This window comes from Streptomyces sp. NBC_00637 (assembly GCF_045161545.1).
In the GTDB taxonomy this organism is placed as follows: Bacteria; Actinomycetota; Actinomycetes; order Streptomycetales; family Streptomycetaceae; genus Streptomyces.
In genome coordinates this window covers 7,642,759-7,664,187 of record NZ_CP109046.1, presented here as the reverse complement: position 1 = coordinate 7,664,187, position 21,429 = coordinate 7,642,759, and the positions used below count along the sequence as shown (strand labels likewise).

General features: G+C 72.5%; 20 protein-coding genes. 9 read left to right on the top strand and 11 right to left on the bottom strand.

Annotation, left to right across the window (positions count from 1 at the left end):
* Positions 1–40: 40 nt before the first annotated feature.
* Entirely contained in the window at positions 41–1,648 is a 1,608-nt protein-coding gene (locus OG440_RS33800) for a CHASE3 domain-containing protein (protein ID WP_406010546.1), read from the top strand.
* Entirely contained in the window at positions 1,645–2,868 is a 1,224-nt protein-coding gene (locus OG440_RS33795) for a PP2C family protein-serine/threonine phosphatase (protein ID WP_406010545.1), read from the top strand. Before OG440_RS33800 ends, OG440_RS33795 begins: the two co-directional genes overlap by 4 nt.
* On the opposite strand, the gene OG440_RS33790 is transcribed toward OG440_RS33795, so the two are convergent.
* The 4 genes from OG440_RS33790 to OG440_RS33775 form a co-directional block, all read right to left on the bottom strand.
* On the bottom strand, positions 2,850–3,452 hold the full coding sequence (locus OG440_RS33790) for a dihydrofolate reductase family protein (RefSeq protein ID WP_406010544.1): 603 nt from the start codon (positions 3,450–3,452) through the stop codon (positions 2,850–2,852). The genes OG440_RS33795 and OG440_RS33790 overlap by 19 nt on opposite strands.
* The gene (locus tag OG440_RS33785; protein ID WP_406010543.1) at positions 3,449–4,354 is read right to left on the bottom strand and encodes a metalloregulator ArsR/SmtB family transcription factor; all 906 of its coding nucleotides are present in this window, start codon (positions 4,352–4,354) and stop codon (positions 3,449–3,451) included. The genes OG440_RS33790 and OG440_RS33785 overlap by 4 nt, the downstream gene beginning before the upstream one ends.
* A gap of 125 nt (positions 4,355–4,479) precedes the next feature.
* Positions 4,480–5,196 (bottom strand): 2-phosphosulfolactate phosphatase, encoded by a 717-nt coding sequence (locus OG440_RS33780; protein ID WP_406010542.1) that lies wholly within the window; start codon positions 5,194–5,196, stop codon positions 4,480–4,482.
* Positions 5,197–5,338: 142 nt separating this feature from the next.
* Positions 5,339–5,812, bottom strand: a complete 474-nt coding sequence (locus OG440_RS33775; protein WP_406010541.1) for a MarR family winged helix-turn-helix transcriptional regulator — start codon at positions 5,810–5,812, stop codon at positions 5,339–5,341.
* 256 nt (positions 5,813–6,068) lie between these two features.
* On the opposite strand from OG440_RS33775, the gene OG440_RS33770 reads away from it, so the two are divergent.
* Positions 6,069–6,713 carry an MBL fold metallo-hydrolase gene (locus tag OG440_RS33770; protein WP_406010540.1) on the top strand — a complete coding sequence of 215 codons (645 nt, stop codon included), beginning with the start codon at positions 6,069–6,071 and terminating at the stop codon, positions 6,711–6,713.
* A 418-nt stretch (positions 6,714–7,131) separates the two neighbouring features.
* Complete coding sequence (locus OG440_RS33765; protein WP_406010539.1) at positions 7,132–8,583, top strand: MFS transporter; 1,452 nt, start codon at positions 7,132–7,134, stop codon at positions 8,581–8,583.
* Positions 8,584–8,652: 69 nt separating this feature from the next.
* Here the strand turns inward: OG440_RS33765 and OG440_RS33760 are convergent, their stop codons facing one another.
* The 4 genes from OG440_RS33760 to lnt form a co-directional block, all read right to left on the bottom strand.
* Positions 8,653–10,587 carry a helix-turn-helix domain-containing protein gene (locus OG440_RS33760; protein ID WP_406010538.1) on the bottom strand — a complete coding sequence of 645 codons (1,935 nt, stop codon included), beginning with the start codon at positions 10,585–10,587 and terminating at the stop codon, positions 8,653–8,655.
* A gap of 85 nt (positions 10,588–10,672) precedes the next feature.
* Positions 10,673–11,476: a 3-hydroxybutyrate dehydrogenase gene (locus OG440_RS33755; protein ID WP_406010537.1), complete on the bottom strand. Its 804-nt coding sequence runs from the start codon at positions 11,474–11,476 to the stop codon at positions 10,673–10,675.
* Between the two features lie 54 nt (positions 11,477–11,530).
* Complete coding sequence (locus OG440_RS33750; RefSeq protein ID WP_406010536.1) at positions 11,531–12,010, bottom strand: NUDIX hydrolase; 480 nt, start codon at positions 12,008–12,010, stop codon at positions 11,531–11,533.
* A 26-nt stretch (positions 12,011–12,036) separates the two neighbouring features.
* Entirely contained in the window at positions 12,037–13,647 is a 1,611-nt protein-coding gene (lnt, locus tag OG440_RS33745) for an apolipoprotein N-acyltransferase (protein ID WP_406010535.1), read from the bottom strand.
* A 266-nt stretch (positions 13,648–13,913) separates the two neighbouring features.
* Here lnt and OG440_RS33740 point away from each other — a divergent pair, with 266 nt between their 5' ends.
* The gene (locus OG440_RS33740; RefSeq protein ID WP_406010534.1) at positions 13,914–14,933 is read left to right on the top strand and encodes an O-antigen ligase family protein; all 1,020 of its coding nucleotides are present in this window, start codon (positions 13,914–13,916) and stop codon (positions 14,931–14,933) included.
* A 25-nt stretch (positions 14,934–14,958) separates the two neighbouring features.
* On the opposite strand, the gene OG440_RS33735 is transcribed toward OG440_RS33740, so the two are convergent.
* A complete protein-coding gene (locus OG440_RS33735; protein WP_406010533.1) occupies positions 14,959–15,534 on the bottom strand; it encodes a hypothetical protein in 576 nt (191 codons plus the stop codon).
* Between the two features lie 105 nt (positions 15,535–15,639).
* Positions 15,640–16,425 (bottom strand): glutamate racemase, encoded by a 786-nt coding sequence (locus tag OG440_RS33730; protein WP_406010532.1) that lies wholly within the window; start codon positions 16,423–16,425, stop codon positions 15,640–15,642.
* Positions 16,426–16,464: 39 nt separating this feature from the next.
* Here OG440_RS33730 and OG440_RS33725 point away from each other — a divergent pair, with 39 nt between their 5' ends.
* A complete protein-coding gene (locus OG440_RS33725) occupies positions 16,465–17,658 on the top strand; it encodes a glycosyltransferase (protein ID WP_406011533.1) in 1,194 nt (397 codons plus the stop codon).
* Positions 17,659–17,707: 49 nt separating this feature from the next.
* Here OG440_RS33725 and OG440_RS33720 read toward each other — a convergent pair whose 3' ends face one another.
* Positions 17,708–19,024 carry a TerD family protein gene (locus OG440_RS33720; RefSeq protein ID WP_406010531.1) on the bottom strand — a complete coding sequence of 439 codons (1,317 nt, stop codon included), beginning with the start codon at positions 19,022–19,024 and terminating at the stop codon, positions 17,708–17,710.
* A gap of 280 nt (positions 19,025–19,304) precedes the next feature.
* Between OG440_RS33720 and OG440_RS33715 the strand changes: the two genes are divergently transcribed.
* The 3 genes from OG440_RS33715 (at position 19,305) to OG440_RS33705 (ending at position 21,380) form a co-directional block, all read left to right on the top strand.
* On the top strand, positions 19,305–19,730 hold the full coding sequence (locus tag OG440_RS33715; protein WP_406010530.1) for a DUF6643 family protein: 426 nt from the start codon (positions 19,305–19,307) through the stop codon (positions 19,728–19,730).
* A 39-nt stretch (positions 19,731–19,769) separates the two neighbouring features.
* The gene (locus tag OG440_RS33710; RefSeq protein WP_406010529.1) at positions 19,770–20,591 is read left to right on the top strand and encodes an MOSC domain-containing protein; all 822 of its coding nucleotides are present in this window, start codon (positions 19,770–19,772) and stop codon (positions 20,589–20,591) included.
* A gap of 183 nt (positions 20,592–20,774) precedes the next feature.
* Positions 20,775–21,380: a hypothetical protein gene (locus OG440_RS33705; protein ID WP_406010528.1), complete on the top strand. Its 606-nt coding sequence runs from the start codon at positions 20,775–20,777 to the stop codon at positions 21,378–21,380.
* The last annotated feature ends 49 nt before the right edge of the window (positions 21,381–21,429 follow it).

Sequence of the window (21,429 nt, the reverse complement as noted above, 5' to 3'; positions counted from 1 at the left end):
GTTGCCTTCGGGCAAATGTTCGCAGCGAGGAGTCCGCAGAATGGCCAGCAGTGAGAGACCAGCGCATACGCGGTGGCTTTCCACGTGGACGACCCGGCGCTGGCTTCGCGTGGGGGCGGCCGCGTCCTTGGCGGTGCTGGCTCTCCTCGGTGTCACAGGGGCATGGGTCCTGAACCGGACCGAGACGATCAGCAGGGACCTCGTGGACGTGCGGTCCCCCGCACTGACCACGGCCGTCCGTCTGGAGTCGGCTCTTCTCGACCAGGAGACCGGCATACGCGGCTACGGCATCACCGGATCCGCGGATTTCATCACTCCCTATCAGGAGGGCCTCGCCGAGCAGAAGTCGAGCATCGCGCAACTCGGCGAGCTGCTCGCCGGCGACCGCGCCGGCCTGGACGACCTGAAGGCCGTGCAGGACGCGGTGGCCACGTGGCAGGAGAGGATCGCGCGGCCGATCGCCGCCACGCCCGCCGGCTCTCCCTCACCGCTGGCCGCCGAGCGGGCGGCGGAGGGCAAGAAGGCCTTCGACGACGTACGTGCCGCCCTGAGCGCGCAGCAGGAACTGCTGCGCGCCGAGCGCCTGCGCGCGCGACACGACCTGATGTCCACGATGGCCCTGCGGAACGTGGTGTTCGGCTCCGCAGCGGTGCTCGTCGTCGTCCTGACGGCTTTCGTCTTCGAAGGACTGCGGCGCGGCATCACCCGGCCGCTGGACCGGCTCGGCGCGGACGCCCGCACCATCGCCGAGGGCGACTTCGACCACCCCATCTCCCCCACGGGCCCCGCCGACCTGCGGCGCCTCGGCGGTGAGATCGAGTTCATGCGCCGCCGTCTCGTACGGGAACTGGCCTTCAGCGAGGAGGCGCGTCAGCGTCTCGACGCGCAGGCCGCGGACCTTCAGCGCTCCAACGCCGAGTTGGAACAGTTCGCGTACGTGGCCTCCCACGACCTCCAGGAGCCGCTGCGCAAGGTCTCCAGCTTCACCCAGCTCCTCCAGCGGCGCTACGGGGGGCAACTCGACGCCCGGGCCGACCAGTACATCGACTTCGCGGTGGACGGGGCGAACCGCATGCAGGTCCTCATCAGCGACCTGCTCGACTTCTCCCGGGTCGGACGGATGCACAACACCCACGAGAGCGTCGACCTGGACGAGGTGCTGGAGCGGACCCTGTCCGCGCTGAGCGTCGGCATCGAGGAAGCCGGGGCGACGATCACCCACGATCCACTGCCGACCCTGGTCGCCGACCCCACCCAGATGGGCATGCTCTGGCAGAACCTGATCGGCAACGCCGTCAAGTTCCGGCGTCCCGGCGAAGCGCCTCGGATCCATGTCACGTCGGCCCGGGACGGCGATCTGTGGCGGTTCACGGTCACCGACAACGGCATCGGCATCGCCCCGGAATACGCCGACAAGGTCTTCGTGATCTTCCAACGGCTGCACACCAAGGACGCCTACTCCGGCAGCGGGATCGGCCTCGCGATGTGCAAGAAGATCGTCGAGTTCCACGGCGGCACCATCGGTGTCGACACCGACCACCGGGACGGCACCCGCATCGCCTTCACCCTGGCACCCGAGCCGCCGGCGAACCCCGGCCCCTCCACCATGCCGGAGGCCGACCGCTCCGGCACCGAGCAGGCACGATGACCACCAGCCTGACAGCCGGTCACGCGGCGGCGTCCGACGAGCCGATGTACCACATCCTTCTGATCGAGGACGACGAGGGCGACGCCCTGCTCGTCGAGGAGCTCCTGTACGACACGGGACTGCGGTTCCGGCTGACGACCCGCACCACTCTGGCCGACGCCCGCACCGAGCTGGCCGGCGCCCCGATCGACTGCGTCCTCCTCGACCTGCACCTGCCCGACGTGTCGGGCATAGACGCGGTCGCCGCCGTACGGCAGCTGGCCCCGCACACCGCGGTCATCGTCCTGACCGGGCTGTCCGAGGCCCAGGCGGGCACCGACGCCATGGCCGCCGGAGCCCAGGACTACCTCGTCAAGGGCAAGGTCGAAGCGGATCTCCTGCACCGGACGGTGCGCTACGCCGTCTACCGCAGCCAGACCGAGCGCGCGAGCGCCGAAGCCCAGGCCACCCGGCTGCGAGCGGAGGAGAACGCCCGCCTGGAGCGCGGCCTGCTGCCCCAGCCGATGCTCGACACCTCCACCGTGCGGGTGACCTCCCGCTATCTGCCCGGCGCCGAGATGGCCCTGCTCGGCGGGGACTTCCTCGACGTGGTGGAGGGGGACGACGGACTGCTGCACGCCGTCGTCGGCGACGTCAGCGGCCACGGCCCCGACGCCGCGGCACTCGGCGTCTGCCTGCGCATCGCCTGGCGCTCCCTCGTCCTCGGCGGACATCGCGGCGAGGACCTGCTGCATCTGATGGAACGCATCCTGATCGCCGAACGCGGCAACCAGCAACTGTTCGCCACCTGCACGCTCCTCACCCTCGACCAGGACGCCGCCAGCGCCACGCTCCACCTCGCCGGGCATCACGAGCCCCTCATCACCACGGCCGAGGGAACCCGCGAACTGACCGCCGCGCACGGCGTCGCCCTGGGCATCGTGCCCGGCCTGCGCAGCTGGCCCTCCACCGTCATACCGCTCCCGGCCACGGGGGCCCTGACCCTCTACACCGACGGCCTCACGGAGGGACACAACGGGGCGACGAACGAACGGCTCGGCGTCGAGGGACTGCTCGCGCTGATCGAAAGCATGCCGTCGGCGGACCCGGCCGCCCATGTCGACCTGCTCATCAAGGAAACCCACGAACTGAACGCCGGCCGACACTCCGACGACCTCGCCGTGCTCCGCCTCGACTGGGGCGCCCGCACCCCCTCTGACCCTCAGCGGACCCGGTCGTAGACGAGGGCCGACGTGCCGTGTTCGCCCGCGCTCTGGGATACGAGCGTCCACTGATGTGCGGGCAGGCCGTCGTCGAAGAGGCGCGGCCCACCGCCGAGGAAGACCGGAAAGACCGTGAGCGCCAGCCGGTCGACCTGACCGGCCGCCAGCAGCGCCTTGACGACGCTCGCACTGGAGAGCACGAGGATGTCGCCGCCTTCGGCGGCCCTGAGGTCCGCGACCACCTCGGCGGCCGGCTTGTCGACGATCGTCGCGCGCTCCCACGGCGCCTTGTCGAGCGTGGAGGAAAGGACCACCTTGTCGGTGTCGACGAGCCACTTCGCGAAGCCCTCGTCGCGCGGGTCGACACCCTCCATGCCGATGACGGTGGGCCAGAAGCCGAGGAAGCCCTCGGCGTTGACCCGCCCGAGCAGGGCCGTCGTCGCCGGCTCCCAGAGACTGGTCAGGTGGTCGCGGGCGACGTCCGTCACGGCGTACGGCATCACCCAGCTCATGTCCTCGGGGTTGTCCGGCGCGGCGTAACGGCCGTCGAGGGAGAGGGCCATGTTGGTCACGACTCGACGGCCGACGATCTGCTCGCTCATTGCGCGCTCCTTGTGTCGTTGTTGCCGGTACTGCCTGTGCTGCCGGTGCTTTCGCTGGTGTCTGTGTCGGTGCTGTCCGTGCTGCGCGAGTTCGCGCCGAGGGTCGCCGCGAGCTTGTCGAGGCTCTGGCCGAAGCCGATCTCGATGCCTGCGACGAAGTCCGCGGACTCGACGGTGCTGTCGGTCATCCGCCAGTGGACGTCGAGGTCCGTGCCGCCGTCGGTGGGCCGCAGGCTCAGCTCGACGTGGGCGGTGAAGGCGAGACGCCCGTCGGGGAGCAGCGGGGAGAGCCGGTAGGCGAGGTGCTCGCCGGGGCGTACGTCGTCCACGACTCCCTCCGCGCGTCCGGCGACCTGGTCGCAGTCGTCGGTGTCCTCGGCATCGCGGTACTCCTGGACGATCCGCCCACCGGGCCGGGCCTCGAAGACGAGTTCGGAGACGCGGAGGTCGTCGGGGGTCCACCAGTGCGCGAGCAGGGCGGACTCGGTCAGGTGGCGCCAAACGAGCTCGGGGCGTTCCGCCAGTGAGCGCCGGAACGTGAAGGAGCGGTCGTCGGCCCACCCCGGCTCCTGTGCGGCGAGCCGCTCCGCCTGGAGGTGGAGCCCGTGGCGGTGGTGCGTCGCGTGCGGGCCATCCGCCTCTTCCGCGAGATCGGCGAGACGGCCGAGCTCGGCCGCCAGGTCCCGGAGGGGGCCGGGCCGCAGTGCGTAGATACGGCGCTGACCGGTCCGCTGGGAGGTGACGACGCCGGCACGCTCCAGGGTCTGGAGGTGCTTGGTCGTCTGCGGTTGGCGTGCGTCGGCGAGCTGGGCGAGCACACCGACCGGGCGGGGCCGCTCGGCCAGCAGGCTCACGAGCCGCCAACGGGCCGGGTCGGCCAGCGCGGCGAGGAGTGCGTCCATGGAGACCAGTATTCTCCATCAGGAATATTCACGTCAAGGAATATCTCGACGGGTCACGGCCCGCCCGCCCGGAGGCAGGCGGGTGGTTCGTCATGCGCCGGGTGAGAGCGGGACCTCGCCGTCGATCAGGCCGAAGCGTCGCCGGTCAGTGGAGGCACGGTGCACGGCCGCAGGACCATGAGGGAGCCTTCCGAGGTCGCCACCATGGCGAAGGGGAACCGGTCGAGCTCGAGACAGAGGGCGACGTCGTCGGGATGGACTCCTTGACGCACACCCTCCGCGAGCTCGACGGCGGCGCGCGAGCCGGCTGCGCGGCGGAGGAACTCGGCAGAGTCCTCTCCGGCGGGCCCCGTCCCGGCCCCGGTCACCCTCCGGGCGATGTACTGGGCGCACGCCAGGTCTTCCTCGGCCTGACCGTCCTCGCCGGTGACCACGAACGTGACGCTGTCGCTCCCGCGAGTCCGCAGCAGCCGTGCCGTCGCCTCCGCCACCACGAAGCCGGCGCACAGCACCAGTTGCGCCTCCCTGACCGCAAGGGCGCCGACCGTCCCTGCCGTGGTCTTCTGCACCACGGTCCTTCCGTCGAGGTCCAGGGTCCGCAGCAGGCCGGGCGAGTTGACGGTGTCGAACCCGGGCGCGGGCGGGCCGTCCTTGAGCGTCACCCACTCCGGGTGGCGAGCCTTGAGCACCAGGGCTTCGTCCAACGACTCGGCCAGAACGATCCGTTCGGCCCCCCGACCGAAGGCCCAGGCAGCCACGGTGAAAGCACGCATGACGTCGACCACGACCGCCACGGACGGGACTTCGGCCAGCTCGGCTGTCCCGAGGAAACGAGCGTCCATTCCGATCAGGATCGCGCATGCCCCACCCGCGACACCCGGGGAGTGACGCGCATCACATCCGTGGACGAGGGTGCGGGTGCGGGTACGTGCGGCCGGGCGCCCGACTCCGTCGCGGCTCGGGCGCCCGGTGCCGCCGACTCGGTCAGTCCTGGGTGAAGTGCGGCACGGGCCGTGCGGGATCGGGCAGGCCCTGCCTGGCCTTCAGGTGCGCGGTCAGGCGAGCCAGCAGGGGCACCGCCGTCGCCAGCGCCTTCCGCTCGTCGGCGCCGAGGACGTCGTGGATCGCGGCTCCGAGCCAGTCCTCCCGCCTTCGGCGCTCCTCCGCCAGTCGGCCGCTTCCCGTCGGCGTGAGGTGCAGCAACAGCTTGCGCCCGTCGCTGGGGTGAGCCTCGGCCCGCACCAGGCCCTGACCGAGGAGTTCCTTGACCGCCTTGGCGACCGACTGGTGGCTCACTCCCCGCTGCTGGGCGATGTCGGCGGTGGTCAGCGGGCCGTTGCGGTCCAGATAACCGAGAACCGCGGCTTCGCCGGGGGGCATCGTGTCGGCGGGGCGCACCGCGCGGACGAGCTCTCCGACGGCCAGGCGGAGATCTTCGGCCAGCTGATGGTCGTCCATCGCACCAGCCTATCCCTTTTCGGCAACCAAACTGTACACATTGGGTGCATTGTTCTGCGGTCGTCTCGCGGGTCGCCTTGTGGACTGCTCTGCGGGTTGCTTGCGGGGGTGTCCGTGGGGCGCCTGCGGGGCGCTCTGCGGTGAAGCCGCACCGAACGCAGCCGCAGCCGGGTGAACGACGGCTTCGAGCGCACTCGATGTACACCCAAGGTGTACAGTTTGGCTGTAGAGATTGTTCCGCCGGAAAGGATTCACGGTGAAGCTCACCAAGCACGCCCACGCCTGCGTCACCCTGGAGAAGGACGACACACGTCTGGTCATCGATCCGGGCGCCTTCACCCCGGACGCGGCGGAGGCGGTGGCACAGGCCCACGCGGTGCTGATCACTCACGAACACTTCGACCACTTCGACGAGAAGCTCGTCGCCGCCGCCCTCGACGCGCAGCCCCGGCTGCACGTCTACGGCACGGCCGCCGTCGCGGCCGCTCTGGGTGGGGGAGACGGGCGCGTCCACGCGGTCGCGGCGGGCGACACCTTCACCGTCGGCAGCTTCAGCGCCACCGTCCACGGTCACCGCCACGCGCTGATCCACGCCGACATCCCGTGCCCCGACAACGTCGGCTACCTCCTCGACGACGGAGCCGTCTACCACCCCGGCGACGCCTACTTCGCGCCCGACGCTCCCGTCCGCACCCTTCTGCTGCCGACCAGCGGCCCGTGGACCAAGCTCGGGGAAGCCGCCGACTACGTGCGCGCCCTCAAGCCCGAGCGCGTCATCCAGATCCACGAACTCATGCTCAGCGACCTCGGCCAGAACTCCGTCGCCCACCTGCTCGGCGAGAACGGCCTGACCGGCACCGCGATCACCCGTCTCGAACCCGGCACCACCGTCGAGCTGTAGAGCACGCGGCCACCTCTTGTCCTCCGCGAGGCGGGCCACGCGGAGGTCCCGTTCGTCCACGCGCACGGTCGACATGGACAGGGCCCTCGCGTCGGTCGGCGGCAAAGGTCACGTCCACGGAGCCGTCGGGTCCGATGACGGCGTTCTCCGGCCTCTGGCCCTTGGCCGGGTCGAAGTGGGTGACCACTCGGGCCCGGGACAGGACTGCGGCTCCCGCCGGTCACGTGGTCGCCGCGGCGGCCGTCGTCAGCGAAAGGCCCGCAGCAACGGCGAGAGCCACACCCGTGATTTCGTCATGGGGGCGGCGCGCACCCTCGGCCCGCAAAGTGTGTTGTCCCACCACATGTGCCCCTGACCTGCGCGTTCCTACGGTGTCCGGACATCTACCGTCCCCACCGCACACGAGGAAGTGGCGCTCATGGCCTCCGCAACCACCTCTCCCCCAACCCCAGCCAGCCTCAAGCGCATCGTCGCCGCCAGTCTCATCGGCACGACCATCGAGTGGTACGACTTCTTTCTCTACGGGTCGGCGGCCGCGCTCGTATTCAACAAGCTGTTCTTCCCGGGCTCCGACCCGCTCGTCGGCACGCTCCTGTCGTTCCTGACCTATGCCGTCGGTTTCGCCGCGCGGCCGCTCGGCGCTCTGGTCTTCGGGCACTACGGCGACCGGCTCGGGCGCAAGAAGCTGCTGGTGCTGAGTCTGCTGCTGATGGGCGGGGCGACCTTCGCGATCGGGCTGCTGCCCACGCACGCGACCGTCGGAAGCGCCGCCCCGGTACTGCTGACCGTGCTGCGGCTGGTCCAGGGGTTCGCGCTCGGCGGTGAGTGGGGAGGAGCCGTTCTGCTGGTGTCCGAGCACGGAGACGCGCGGCGGCGCGGTTTCTGGGCCTCGTGGCCTCAGACCGGCGCGCCCGCGGGGCAGTTGCTCGCGACCGGTGTGCTGTCCCTGCTCACGGCCGTGCTCTCCGACGCCGCCTTCGCGTCCTGGGGCTGGCGGATTCCCTTCCTGCTCTCCGGCGTGCTGGTGGTCGTCGGTTTGTGGATACGTCTGTCTGTCGACGAATCCCCTGTGTTCCGGCAGGCGTTGGCGCAGGCCGAGGCCCGTAAGGCGGCGCGGTCGGCGGAGGCGGGGGCGGAGCAGCTGCCGCTGGTGTCGGTGCTGCGGCACCACTGGCGCGACGTGCTGGTCGCGATGGGCGCGCGTATGGCGGAGAACATCTCCTACTACGTCATCACCGCGTTCATCCTCGTGTACGCGACCACCTCGGCCGGTGTCTCCAAGCAGACCGCGCTGAACGCCGTACTCATCGCCTCCGCCGTGCACTTCGCGGTGATCCCGGCCTGGGGCGCGTTGTCCGACCGGGTCGGGCGACGGCCGGTGTATCTGCTGGGCGCGGTCGGGATCGGGCTCTGGATGTTCCCGTTCTTCTCGCTGGTCGACACCGGCACCTTCGGCAGTCTGGTGCTCGCCGTGACGGTGGGGCTGGTCCTGCACGGGGCGATGTACGCGCCGCAGGCCGCCTTCTTCTCCGAGATGTTCGCGACCCGGATGCGCTACTCCGGCGCTTCCATCGGCGCCCAGTTCGCCTCGGTCGCGGCGGGGGCGCCGGCGCCCCTGATCGCCACCGCGCTGCTGGCCGACTACGACAGCTCCACCCCGATCGCCCTCTACGTGATCGCCGCGGCCCTGTTGACGGTCCTCGCCGTGGGGGTCGCCAAGGAGACGCGGCACCGTGACCTGACCGCCGACGACCTGACCGCGGACGAGGTGACCGCCGACGACATGGCCGACGGCGACCCCGGTGAGCGCGCGGAGCACCCCCGGAAGGAACACACCCAGGCCCCGGCGCCGGACGCGCGCGCCGTCTGATCCCGTCCTTGTGGTCGCCGCACCGCCGTCCCCGTACGCGTACGCCGTCCGCGTGCGTACGGGGGCCGGTCAGCGCGGTGCCGGAGTCGCCAACCGGTGCAGCCTCAGGGCGAGTTGGATCTCCAGCACGCGGGCGGGGCTCTGCCAGTCGTCGCCCAGGAGACGGCCGACGCGTTCGAGTCGCTGGGCCACCGTGTTGACGTGGACGTGGAGTTCGTCCTTGGTGCGGGCCGGACTCATGCCCGAGGCGAAGTAGGCGTCGAGGGTACGCAGCAGGTCGGTGCCGCGTCGTTCGTCGTAGGCGACGACGCGGCCTATGGTGCGGTCCACGAAACCGGTCACGTCACGGTCGCCGGCGAGGAGCAGTCCCAGGAAGCCGAAGTCCTCGGCGGCGGCCCCGTCGCCGGAACGGCCCAGTTGCCGCAGGGCGTCGAGACAGCGGCGGCCCTCCGCGTACGCGGCGACCACCGTGTCCGGGTCGGCGGCGAGGCCCCGCACCGGGGCGGACGCGCCGACGGTGACCGCCGCGTGGACGGCGGTGCCCAGGTGCAGGGCGGTACGGCGGGCCAACTCGGTCGCGGTGTCGCCGTGTTCGAGCGGCAGGAGCAGGACGGTGCCGCCGTCGCGGGCGGCGGCCAGACCGTGCCGGGTGGCGGCGAGGTGGGAGGCGGCCGACCACAGACGGCGTCGCGCGGCCGCCTCCTGGTCGGCGTCGGGTGCGGCTGCGTCGAGGCGGGCGGCGAGCACGACATGGGTCGCGTCGAGGTCAGCGTGCAGCCGGGCGGCGCGTTCGCGCAGCAGGCGCGGGTCACGGTCGCGTTCGCGGGCTTCGAGCAGGTCGTCGAGGAGCTCGCCGCGCACGCGCTGTTCGGCCTCGGCAGCGGAACGTCTGGCCAGGAGCAGCAGGGAGGTGACCATCGCGGCCCGCTCCAGGGTGCGCTGGTCGACCGGGTCGAGGTCCGGGTGGCCCCGCAGCACCAGCGCGCCGAGCAGTTCCCCGCCGGCCGCGACCGCCGCGATCCAGTCGTGCTCATGACGGACGGCGTGGCCTTCCGCGCGGGAGGCCTCCACGGCCGCGGCCGGTGCGCTCTCCAGGAACTCCACCGTGCCGTCGAGCACCTGGGACACCGCGGCGGCCACGTCGTGCACCCCGCCGCCGCGCAGGACCAGTTCGGCCAGCCGGTCGTGGACGTCGGAGGCGCGCTCGATGACCGCGCTGCGGTCCTGGATGATCTCGTTGGCACGCTCCAGGCCTGCCAGGGCCGAGCGCGTCTCGGTGAGCAGGTTGGCGGTGTCGATGGCGGCCGCGGCGAGCGCGGCGAAGGATCCGAGCAGGGCGATCTGCTCCCGTTCGAAGACCCGGGCGCGGCGATCGGCGGCGAACAGCACCCCGATGACGTGGGGTCCCAGCATCAGCGGGACCCCGAGGATCGCGACCAGTCCCTCGTCGCTCACGCCCGCGTCGATGGTCGTCGTGTGCCGGAAGCGGTCGTCGCGGAAGTAGTCGTCGGTGACGTAGGGGCGGGCCGTCTGGGCGACCAGGCCGCCGAGCCCCTCCCCCATGCCGAGGCGCAGTTGCTGGAAGCGGGCGGCGACCGAGCCCTCGGTGACCCTCATGTAGGTGTCGCCCCTGGCCGGGTCGTGCAGGCTGAGGTAGGCGATGTCGGTGCCGAGGAGCGAGCGGGCGCGTTGCACGATCGCCTGGAGTACGGCGTCCACGTCGCGTGGGCCGGCGAGGTCGTGGGCCGTCTCGAAGAGGGCGGACAGCTCGGCCTCCCGCCGGCGTCGGCCCTCCAGCTCGGAGCGGACCCGCAGCGCGAGCAGCTTGGCGTGTTCGAGTGCCGCGATCCGCTCGCCGGACCCTCCCTCGGCGCGGGCGAGCAGCACGGGCCGGTCGTACGCCTCGGCGGCCGCGCCCCGGGCGAGCAGCTCGAGGAACGGCGCGTCGGCGTCGTAGGCGGGACCGGGGGCTGCCGTGGCGCCCTTCAGGTGATCGCGGGACATGCTCACAGGATTCCTCATCGCCGGGCCGCCCCGTCAGCCCTGTGGACAACTCCGCCGGTGGGGGCGGGCAGGGTGTTCGGTGCGCTCAGTGCGCGGTCCATCCGCCGTCGAGGACCAGCGAGGTGCCCGTCACGAAGGACGCCTGCGGGCCGCACAGGTAGGCGACGGCCTCGGCGACCTCCTCCGGTTCGATGAGCCGTTTGACGGCGCTGTCCCGCAGCAGTACGTCGGCCAGTACGCGTTCTTCGGGCACTCCGTGGGTGCGCGCCTGGTCGGCGAGCTGGCGCTGTACGAGCGGGGTGCGCACATAGGCGGGGTTGACACAGTTGGAGGTCACACCGTGGGGAGCGCCTTCGAGGGCGGCGGTCTTGGAGAGGCCTTCGAGTCCGTGTTTGGCGGCGACGTACGCCGACTTGTAGGCGGAGGCGCGCAGTCCGTGCACGGAGGACACGTTGACGATGCGGCCCCAGCCCTGCCCGTACATGTGGGGCAGGGCGCCCCGGATGAGCCGGAACGGCGCCTCCAGCATCACGGTGAGCACCGTGTGGAAGACGTCCGGCGGGAACTCCTCCAGCGGGGCCACCCGCTGGAGTCCGGCGTTGTTGACCAGGACGTCGGTCCCGGCGGCGGCGCGTTCGGCGTTGTCCAGGTCGGTGAGGTCCAGGACGTACGGTTCGACCGAGCCGGGCAGACCGGCCGCGCTCCCGGCGAGCGACTCCAGTCCCGGCGCGTCCCGGTCGACGGCCCGGACCTTGGCCCCGGCGGCCGCGAGCCGCAGCGCGCAGGCTCGTCCGATGCCGCCGGCCGCGCCGGTGACCAGGGCGGTGCGTCCGCCGAGGTCGAGCGGGTGGGTGGCGGGGCCGGCAGCGGCGGCCTGGGGCGAAGTCATGCGACGAGCCTAGGCAGAGCCGGGGCCTCGCCCCATGTGGTCACCGCACACACTTCACTCGGAACGCGTGGTCTCGAACCATGTGGGTTCGTCGGAGAGCGCCTGCTTGATGCGGAACAGCTGCCGGTCCTGCATCGGCGGCAGCGCGTCGAGTGCGAACCAGCCGACGTCGACCGACTCGTCGTCGTTGACGCGCGCCTCGCCGCCCACGGCCCGGCAGCGGAACGTGACGTCCATGAACTGGCATTTGTCGCCGTTCGGGAACTCCACCTGCCGACCGGCGCGGACCAGGACGACGCGCTCGGGGACGCAGTGCACGCCCGCCTCCTCGTACACCTCCCGCACCGCGCAGTCCGCGGGCTGCTCGCCCGGTTCCGGGATGCCCGAGATCACGCACCACTGGTGGTTGTCCGCGCGCTGGCCGAGCAGCACCCGTCCCTCGTCGTCGAGGACGACGGCGCTGACGCCCGGGAGCCAGAGCAGCTGGTGGCCCGCGGAGGCCCGGATCTCGGTGATGAACTCAGGAGTCGGCATACGGCGACCCTATCCGGGCCGTCGGATCAGTCGGTGGGGCTGCGACGGGCCCGCACCCGGGTGCCGGTCGCCCATCCCAGGCCGCCCAGGGCGACGAGTACCAGCGCGATCTCGGGCAGGATGCCGAGCTTCGTCGCCGGCGTCTCGGAGGAGCGCAGCGGCACCTTCTGCACCAGGGAGTCCGCGACGAACATGCCGGTCTTCTGGGTGATCTTCCCGTCGGGCATGATGATCGCGCTGACGCCGCTGGTCACGGGCACGGTGACGGTGCGGCTGTGCTCGACGGCGCGGACCCGCGACATGGCCAGCTGCTGGTAGGTCATCTCGCTGCGGTCGAAGGTGGCGTTGTTGCTGGGTACGGAGATCAGCTGGGCGCCGTGGGTGACCGTGTCGCGGACGGCCCAGTCGAAGGCCGCCTCGTAGCAGGTGGCGAGGCCGACCTTGGTCCCGTCCATGTCGAACACGCCCGGCTTGGTGCCCCGGCTGAAGTCCTGGCCCACCATGGAGGTCCAGTTCTCGTTGATGGCGCCGATGAACGAGCGCAGCGGGAGGTACTCGCCGAACGGCTGGACCTGCCGCTTGTCGTACGTCTGGGTCGGTCCCTCGACCGGGTCCCACAGGATCTGCTCGTTGTAGAGCTTGCCCTCCCGCTCGACCACGCCGCCGACCGAGATGGGGGCGTCGATCGCCTTGGCCGCCTTGTCGATGACGGCGGCGGCGTCGGCGTAGGCGTAGGGGTCGATGTCGGAGGAGTTCTCGGGCCACAGGACGAAATCGGGCCGGGCGACCTTGCCCGCCTTGACCTCGGCGGCCAGGCGCTCCGTCTCGCGCGCGTGGTAGTCGAGCACGGCCCGGCGCTGGGCGTTGAACTCCAGGCCGAGACGGGGCACGTTGCCCTGGATGACGGCGACCGTCGCGGTGCCGTCCTCCGCCGCGTCGCTGACCAGTGAGCGGGCGGCCACGGCGCCGACGACCGGGACGGCGACGCTGAGCAGGGCCAGGGCGGCCGCCGAGCGCCGCACCTCGCCCGAGCGCCGCCGCTCCAGGACGAGGCGTACCACCTCGTACAGGCCGAAGCCGCACAGGACGACCGCGAAGCCGAGTACGGGGGTGCCGCCGAGCGCGGCGAGGGGCAGGAAGACGCCGTCCGCCTGGCCGAAGGCGATCTTGCCCCAGGGGAAGCCGCGGAAGGGCACCCGCGCGCGTGCCGCCTCGCCGGCGATCCAGAGCGCCGCCGCCCACAGCGGCCAGGCCGGCAGCTTCGACACGGCCGCTACGCCCACGCCGACCAGCCCGACGAAGACGGCCTCGATGACCACCAGGGCGAGCCAGGGTCCGGGGCCGACCTCGACGCCGGTCCACACCAGGAGCGGCAGCAGAAAGCCCAGCCCGAAGAGGTACCCGAGTCCGAAGGCCGCCTTCCAGCTGCGCCCGCGCAGCACCCAGCCGAGGACGGCGAAGGCCGGCAGCGCCAGCCACCACAGGGTGCGCGGCGGGAAACTGACGTAGAGCAGCACTCCGGAGAGCGCCGCTGCGGCGGCCGGGACGAGGCGCAGGAGCCGCGCGCCGCGCGGGGCCCGCGCGGCCTGGGGCTCCTGCTGGTCCGGCTGGCCCACGGGAGTTGCGGTGACGGTCACTCCGGGAGTGTACGGCGAGTCACCTTTTGGCCGACAGCGCAGTCCGATGGGCGGCCTCCGCTTCCCGCACAACCCGGCGCAACTCATCCACAAACCGCCCATCAGCCGTTACGGTGTGCCAGTGCCCCGGTCGCGCGCAGGCGACGGGGTCCGTCACGGTCGGGGGGCGACCGGGTTCGGGGGGACGGGTGGGTTCCACGGGAATGACCTCCGCGGCCGGCACGGACGCGGACGGGGACAGACGAAACGTTTCTGACGCGGTGGGCGTGGCCGTGCTGGGGGGCTGTGCCCTCTGGTCCCTGGTCACCGCCGCCGTGCACGGCGGACGCCCCGAGGGTGTCCTGCTCGCGGTGCTGGCGGTGGCCGCGGGCTATGCGGCGGGGCGCATCCTCGGCGTGCTGCTGCCGGTCGCCGCGCCCTGTGCGGGGGCGCTGGCGGGGCTCGCCCTGTCGGTGGCCCGGCCCCGGCTCGTCCCGGGCCCCGAGACCGTCGCCCCGCTGGGCCATGCCGGTGCGACCGCCGCGGTGCTGACCCTGTCGGCCGGTGCCGCGTGCTGCGCCGCCCGGGCGGCCTCCTCGCCGGCGCTGCGCTCCGGGTTGTGGCTACTGGCCGGAGGCACCGTGGTCACCGGGGCCCTGCTGGGCTCGACCACGGCCGTGGTGACCTGTGGCGCGGTGCTGCTGTGCTCCCTGGCCGCCGGCCGGATGCGCCACCGGGGGCCTGCGCTCGCGGCCCTGGCCGTGACCGCCGCCCTGGTGACGGGTCTGACCTGGGCGCTCGCCGGGAACGCGCTGCCCGGCGGCCTCGCCGGTTCACCGACGGGGAAGCTGACAGCGCACCGGGTCGATCTGTGGCGCGACGCCCTGGGCATGGCCCACCGGGAGGCCGGCCTCGGCGTGGGCCCCGGGCGCTTCGGCGAGCTGAGCGTGACAGCGGCGCGGTCCACACTGCCCGACGGCAAGCCGCACTCGGCGCCCCTGCAACTGGCGGCGGAGCAGGGGGTCGCCGGTGTGCTGTTGCTCGCCGCGGCCTTCTGCTGGGTGCTGTTCGCCCTGTGGCGCGCGCCGCGCCCCACCCCGGTCGTCCTCACCGCGGGGGCCGCGCTCACGGCTCTGGCCGCCGTCGCCGCGATCGGCAACGCACTGAGCTTCACCACGGTGTCGGTCGGTGCGGGACTGCTGGCCGGCCTGGCCACGGCCCGGCCGCTGGCCGAGGAGCCCGGGGTGCCCGAGGCCCGGCCGGAGCTCGGCCGGAACATGCGCCACGGCGACCGCCCGGCCGCCTGACCTGGGCGGCACGTGCCGCGGGCGGTCAGGGAGTCGAGCCGGGGGCGCCCGTCCGCAGCCGTTCCCTGATGACGCGTACCGCCGACTCCGCGTCGTCCACGGTGATCGTGAACGTGTGACCGTCCCAGAGCCTCAGGACCACGCCCTCGCCCCGGCGGACCACGACGGCCGTGCCCTTCTCCGGCCGCCAGCGATAGCCCCAGCCGCCCCAGTGGCGCGGCGTGACGAGTGGTTCGAAGTCGGCCCCGGCGACATGCGCGAGCGGGATGCGCCGGCGCGGCAGCCCGATGTGGCCGCAGCGCACCTCGAGGGATTCCTTGTCGAGCTTCAGATCGACATGGACGAAGGCGAGGGTGCCGAACAGCACCAGCAGCCCGGCGGCGATACAGCCGACGACGGACATGGCGAGCGGGGCGATACCCGACGTCCAGGCGGATCCGACGGCGAGCGCGATACCGAGCGCCATGCAGGCGGCGCCGACGAGCGCCAGCACCCACTGGAACCGGTTGGTGGCACGCCCGGTCCACACGTCGGGATGCGGGGCGTCTGCATGCGGGACGTCGGGAAGCGGGATGCTCTCGTCGTGGGGGTGGTCCCTCATATTCATGAGATTACTCAGGTTTCGCTGCGCCGCCAGCACGTCGCGCAGGGTGACTGCTCCGCCTGGCCGGTCGGCCGCCCCACAGGCCCGCTCCGGGCCCGTCGGTCACCGGGCGGGGCTGACGGCCTCCAGCAGCCGGCCTTCCGCGTAGGCCAGGGCGGGCGCCGGGAGACCGCCCGGACGGCCACTGAGGAGGACCGTCACGGTGCCGGGCGCCGCCGCCTCGGGCGCGGGGCCCGCGCCGATGCGGCGCAGCGCCTGCGCGGCCACGGCCCCGGCCGACCCGTGCAGGACGAGCGGCGGCCGCTCGGGGCGCTGCACGGCGGCCCGGATGCGGTCGGCGACCAGTTCGTAGTGGGTGCAGCCCAGGACGACGGTCGTCACTTCCTCGGGGGTGAGGGCGGCGGCCGCGGTGATCGCGGCGTCGATCGCCGCCTCGTCCGCGTGCTCGACGGCCTCGGCCAGTCCCCAGCAGGGCACCTCGACGACGGTGACGTCACCGGCGAAGTCCTGGATGAGGTTGCGCTGGTAGGGGCTGCCGGTGGTGGCGGGGGTGGCCCAGATCGCGAAGGGACCGCCGCCGGCCGCGGCCGGCTTGATCGCCGGGACGGTGCCGATCACCGGGATGCCGGGTTCGAGGAGGGCCCGCAGCGCGGGCAGGGCGTGCACGGTCGCCGTGTTGCAGCCGACGATGAGGGCCTCGGGCCGGTGCGCGGCGGCGGCCTCGGCCACGGCCACGGCACGCTCGGTGAGGTCCTGCGGGGTGCGCGGGCCCCAGGGCATGCCGTCGGGGTCGAGGGAGAGCACGAGATCGGCGTCGGGCCGCAGGCGCCATACCGCGGCGGTGGCCGCCAGCAGGCCGATTCCGGAGTCCATGAGCGCGATCTTCACCCGGCCACCATAGACGATGTGCTCTTGCGGCCCGGGGGCGTGGGGCAGACTGCGCGCGTGAGCGCCAACGTGTGGATCGCCGCCGTGAGTCTGGCCGCCTGGCTGTGGCTGTTGCTCTGTCAGGGCTTCTTCTGGCGCACGGACGTCAGGCTGCCGGCCCGGGAGGAGCCGCGGGAGTGGCCGTCCGTCTGTGTCGTCGTCCCCGCGCGCGACGAGGCGGCGGTGCTGCCCGCGAGCCTGCCCTCCCTGCTCGCGCAGGACTACCCGGGGCAGGCGGAGATCTTCCTCGTCGACGACGGCAGCTCCGACGGCACGGGGGAACTGGCGCGCACGCTCGCCCGGCGGTACGGCGGGCTTCCGCTGACCGTGGAGGCACCGGGCGAGCCTCCCGCGGGCTGGACCGGGAAGCTGTGGGCGGTGAAGCACGGCATCGGTCTGGCACGCGCGCGTGAACCCGAGTACCTCCTCCTCACGGACGCCGACATCGCGCACCGGCCCGACAGCCTGCGGGAGCTGGTGGCGGCGGCGCGCACCGGGGGGTTCGACGTCGTCTCCCAGATGGCGCGGCTGCGGGTGGAGAGCCTGTGGGAGCGGTTGGTGGTGCCCGCCTTCGTGTACTTCTTCGCGCAGCTCTATCCCTTCCGGCGGATCGGCCGTCGCGGGGCGCGGACGGCGGCCTCGGCGGGCGGTTGCGTCCTGCTGCGCGCCGACGCGGCCGAACGGGTGCGGATCCCGGACGTCATCCGGCACGCCGTCATCGACGACGTGGCCCTCGCGCGGGCCGTGAAGGGCGCGGGCGGCCATATCTGGCTGGGGCTGGCCGACCGCGTGGACAGCGTGCGCCCGTACCCGCGGTTGCACGACCTGTGGCGGATGGTCTCGCGCAGTGCCTACGCGCAGTTGCGGCACAGTCCGCTCCTGCTGACCGGGACGGTCCTCGGCCTCGCGCTGGTGTACCTGGTGCCGCCGCTCGCCCTGCTCGGCGGGCTCGCCGCCGGTGCCGCGGCCACCGCGGCGCTCGGCGGTCTGTCCTGGCTGGTGATGGCGGGGACGTACGTCCCGATGCTGCGGTACTACCGTCAGCCGCTGTGGCTCGCCCCGCTGCTGCCGTTCACCGCGTTCCTCTATCTGCTGATGACGGTCGACTCCGCGGTCCGGCACTACCGGGGGCGCGGCGCGGCCTGGAAGGGCCGCACCTACTCCCGTCCGGACCCCCTCGCCGACGAGGGCTGAGCCGTCGGCTCACGGGCCCCGGTGACGGGGCCCCGGCCGTGGAGGGCCGCTACTTGCGGCCGGGCGTCCAGTTCATGCCCCACCCATAGGCGTGGTCGACGGTCCGCTGCGGGCTCACCCCGCGTTCGGGGACGAGGTAGCGGGCCTCGCGCTGGACGACGAGGTCACCCCCGTTGTTGGTGATCAGCGCCAGCGCGCACACGGTCGAGGGGACCGTGCACTCGTCCAGGGAGAAGTCGATCGCGGCGCCGAACTGAGGTTGCAGCGTGACCGTGGCGTGCAGGTCGGCGAAGGAACGGGCGCCCTCGTAGATGGTCACGAAGACGAGGATGCGCCGGAAGTCGTTCTTGCGGTCGAGGTTCACGGTGAGGTTCTCACCGCTCGATACTGCGCCGGTACGGTCGTCGCCGTCGAGGTGGATGTACGGCGGCTGGTGCAGGGCGCCGAAGGCGTTGCCGAGGGCCTGGACCACGCCCTTGCGGCCGTCGGCGAGCTCGAACAGGGCGCACAGGTCGAGGTCGAGGTCGTTGTGCATGGCGACCGCGCGGCCGCGCTTGCTGCCCCACCCGGAGAACTGCTTGCGCACCTCCCAGTTCAGGTTCACGCGCAGGGCGCCCGAGGTGCCGCCCTGCTTGCTCAGGGACACCGAGGGGGCGGCCTTGGTCAGTGTCACATTGGTCAGCCGGACCGGTGCGACGGGCGGGGCCGGCGGCGGAGGCGGCGGGGCCTGGTGGACGGGCGGGGGCACCGTGGCCGGAAAGGCGGGCATGGTCGGCGGCTGGGCAGGCGGCGCCTGGCGGGCGGGCGGGGCCGGGGCGGTCGCCTGCTGCGGCTCGTCAACGGTGATCCCGAAGTCGGTGGCCAGGCCTTCGAGGCCGCTGCCGTAGCCCTGTCCGACCGCCCGGAACTTCCAGGCGCCTTGGCGGCGGTAGAACTCCCCGAGCACGAAGGCCGTCTCCACGGTCGCGCCGGCGCTGTCGAACCGCGCCACGACGGTGCCCTGCGCCGCGTCCCGTACTTCGATGTAGAGGCCCGGCACCTGGCCGAACGAGCCGCCGTCCGACGACGCCGCCAGGACGATGGTCTCGATGGCGGGCTCCACGCGCGCGAGGTCGACGAGAAGGCTGTCGGTCACCCGGCCCCCGGCGTCGCGCTTGCCCTCGTGGCGGACGGCTCCGGAGGAGTGGGCCGGCTGGTTGTAGAAGACGAAGTCCGCGTCGGACCGGACCTTGCCGCCCACCAGCAGCAGCGCCGACGCGTCCGCGTCCGGAACGCCCGTTCCCGAGCCCCAGCCCAGTTCGACCCGCAGCGCCGTGGTCGGCACCGGAGCATTGGACCCCTTCGACATTGACATGTACGCCCCCATCGCGTGTCAGTGCACCGGGCCGCGCGCCTCGGCACCCTCGGGTGGTCTTTCCGGCCAACCTATTCCGCGGGGCGCCGAACTCCCATCGGGGGCGCAGGATCAGCCCTGACCAACCGCCGGTAACCCGCTCGGAACTCGGCCTTTACACGATCGGGAGGGCGCTCGCCGTCCTTTTTTCCCAAGTTCGCTCGCATTGGGGGTCCGAAGCCACTGCGGACACGGAAATCAACCCTCTTATCGGTCTCCCCAACCAGCACATCGTGGGCTTACCTTATGTGCCATGACCTCCCCCCGCTCCACCTATGGCGGCGGCTACTACGCCTCCTTCCCGGACACCCCGATCTACGACTCGCTCGTGGCCGAGCGGGGCACCCCGCAGATCGCCCCGATCCGGGTCCCCGCCGCGTACGACATGGGCAGCAACAACCTGCCCGCGTTGCCGTCGGCGCTGCCCGCCCTCCCGGCGGGCCCCTCGCAGTCCTACGGCTACCCGCAGGCGTACCAGCCCGCGCCGTTGCAGCAGGCTCCGGCGGCGTACATCCCGCCGCAGGCCGTCGCGCCGCGCGGTTACCCCGGGCCCCAGGCGCAGCAGCAGCCGCGCCAGGGAGGCCCCGGCACGGGCTACGACGCCATGCGCCCGGCCGCGCCCCGGCCCGCCGCGCCGCAGTACCAGGATCCGTACAACCAGCAGTACCGGGGATACTGAGCCCAGGGGGTCGTCGCTGCCACCTGGCAGGATGGCCCCATGCAAGCGGAGCTGCTGTCGATTCACGTCCATCCGGTCAAGGCGTTCCGGGGCCAGGCGCCCCGGGAGGCCGTCGTGGAGCCCTGGGGGCTGGCCGGGGACCGACGTTGGGCGCTGATCGACCACGGGGGAAAGGTCGTCACACAACGTCAGCAGCCGCGCCTCGCGCTGGCCGCCGCCGAGCTTCTGCCCGGCGGCGGCGTCCGTCTGTCCGCGCCCGGTCTGGAGCCGCTGACCGTGCCGGTGCCCGAGCCGGTGGGCACGGTGTCGATGGAGATCTTCCGTGACAAGGTGGAGGGGGTCCTCGCCGACGACACCGCGCACGCCTGGTGCAGCGCCCACCTCGGCGCCGACGTACGGCTGGTGCACATGGACGACCCCGCGACCCGTCGGCCCGTCGATCCCGGGTACGCGCGGCCCGGCGAGACCGTCACCTTCGCCGACGGATATCCGCTGCTGGTCACCACGACCGCTTCCCTCGACGCCCTCAACTCGCTGATCGCCCAGGGCGAGCACGCCGCGGAGGGCCCCCTGCCGATGAACCGCTTCCGGCCGAACCTGGTGCTGACGGGCACCGAGCCGTGGGCGGAGGACGGCTGGTCGCGCCTCGCCGTCGGCGAGGTCGAGTTCCGGGTCGCCAAGCCGTGCGGCCGATGCGTCGTGACCACCACCGATCAGGGCACCGCGACACGCGGCAGGGAGCCCCTCCACACCCTGGGCCGGCATCGGCGCCTCGGCGGGAAGCTGATCTTCGGACAGAACCTGGTGCCGCTCGGTCCCGGCACGATCGGGATCGGCGATCCGGTGCGCGTCATCGCATAGTTCCGGCCCGGCTCGCACGCCGGGACGATCCGTGGGAACCCCCGCCCGGCTCCGAAGCGTTGGGATCGGGTGAGAAGTTCATGAGAGGTCCCGGGCTCTGGTGATTTCGCTCTCTCTTTCCCCGGGCTCGCGCGTGAACGGCTCCAACGGGGGTTATCACGGAGCGGGAAGGGGGTGCGGGCGGTGCGAGCGATCGGCGGAATCTGGCGCTGGCGACACAACCCGCTGTGCCGTACGACGGATCTGGTCGAGGCGTGGGTGGCCTTGTCGGCCCTGCTGCTGATCCTCCTCGTCGCGCCCGTGGTGGGTTCCGTGGTCGGCGCCGTGGCGCAGGGCGCCCTCCAGCAGTCGGTGCACGAGCAGCGGCAGTCCCGCCACCAGATCACGGCCACCGTGGTGCGCAAGGTGGCCGGTTCGCCGCTGGAGGTGGATCCGGAGACGGCCACCGGCCGGGAGGCCCGCACCCGGGTCGTCGCGGACTGGACGGCGCCGGACGGCACGGCACGGCACGGGACGATCCTTGCGGGCCTGAGAACCCCGCACGGCGGCGACCACTTCGCGATATGGACGGACGGCCACGGTGCCCTGGTGGCCCGCCCGTTGGACTCCGCCACGGCGACGACGCACGCCGTGCTCGCCGGCTTCGGCTCGGCCCTGCTCACCGCGGGCGCCGTCGAGGGCGCTCGGCGGGTGATCGTCTGGCGCATGGTCCGTCGCCGGCACGCCCGTTGGGACCAGGCCTGGGACCGGGCGGGCCCGGACTGGGGCCGCACCGGCACCGGCAGCTGACGGCCTTCCGTCTCTGGTCAACCCACCACCCGCGCGCACGCTACGGTGG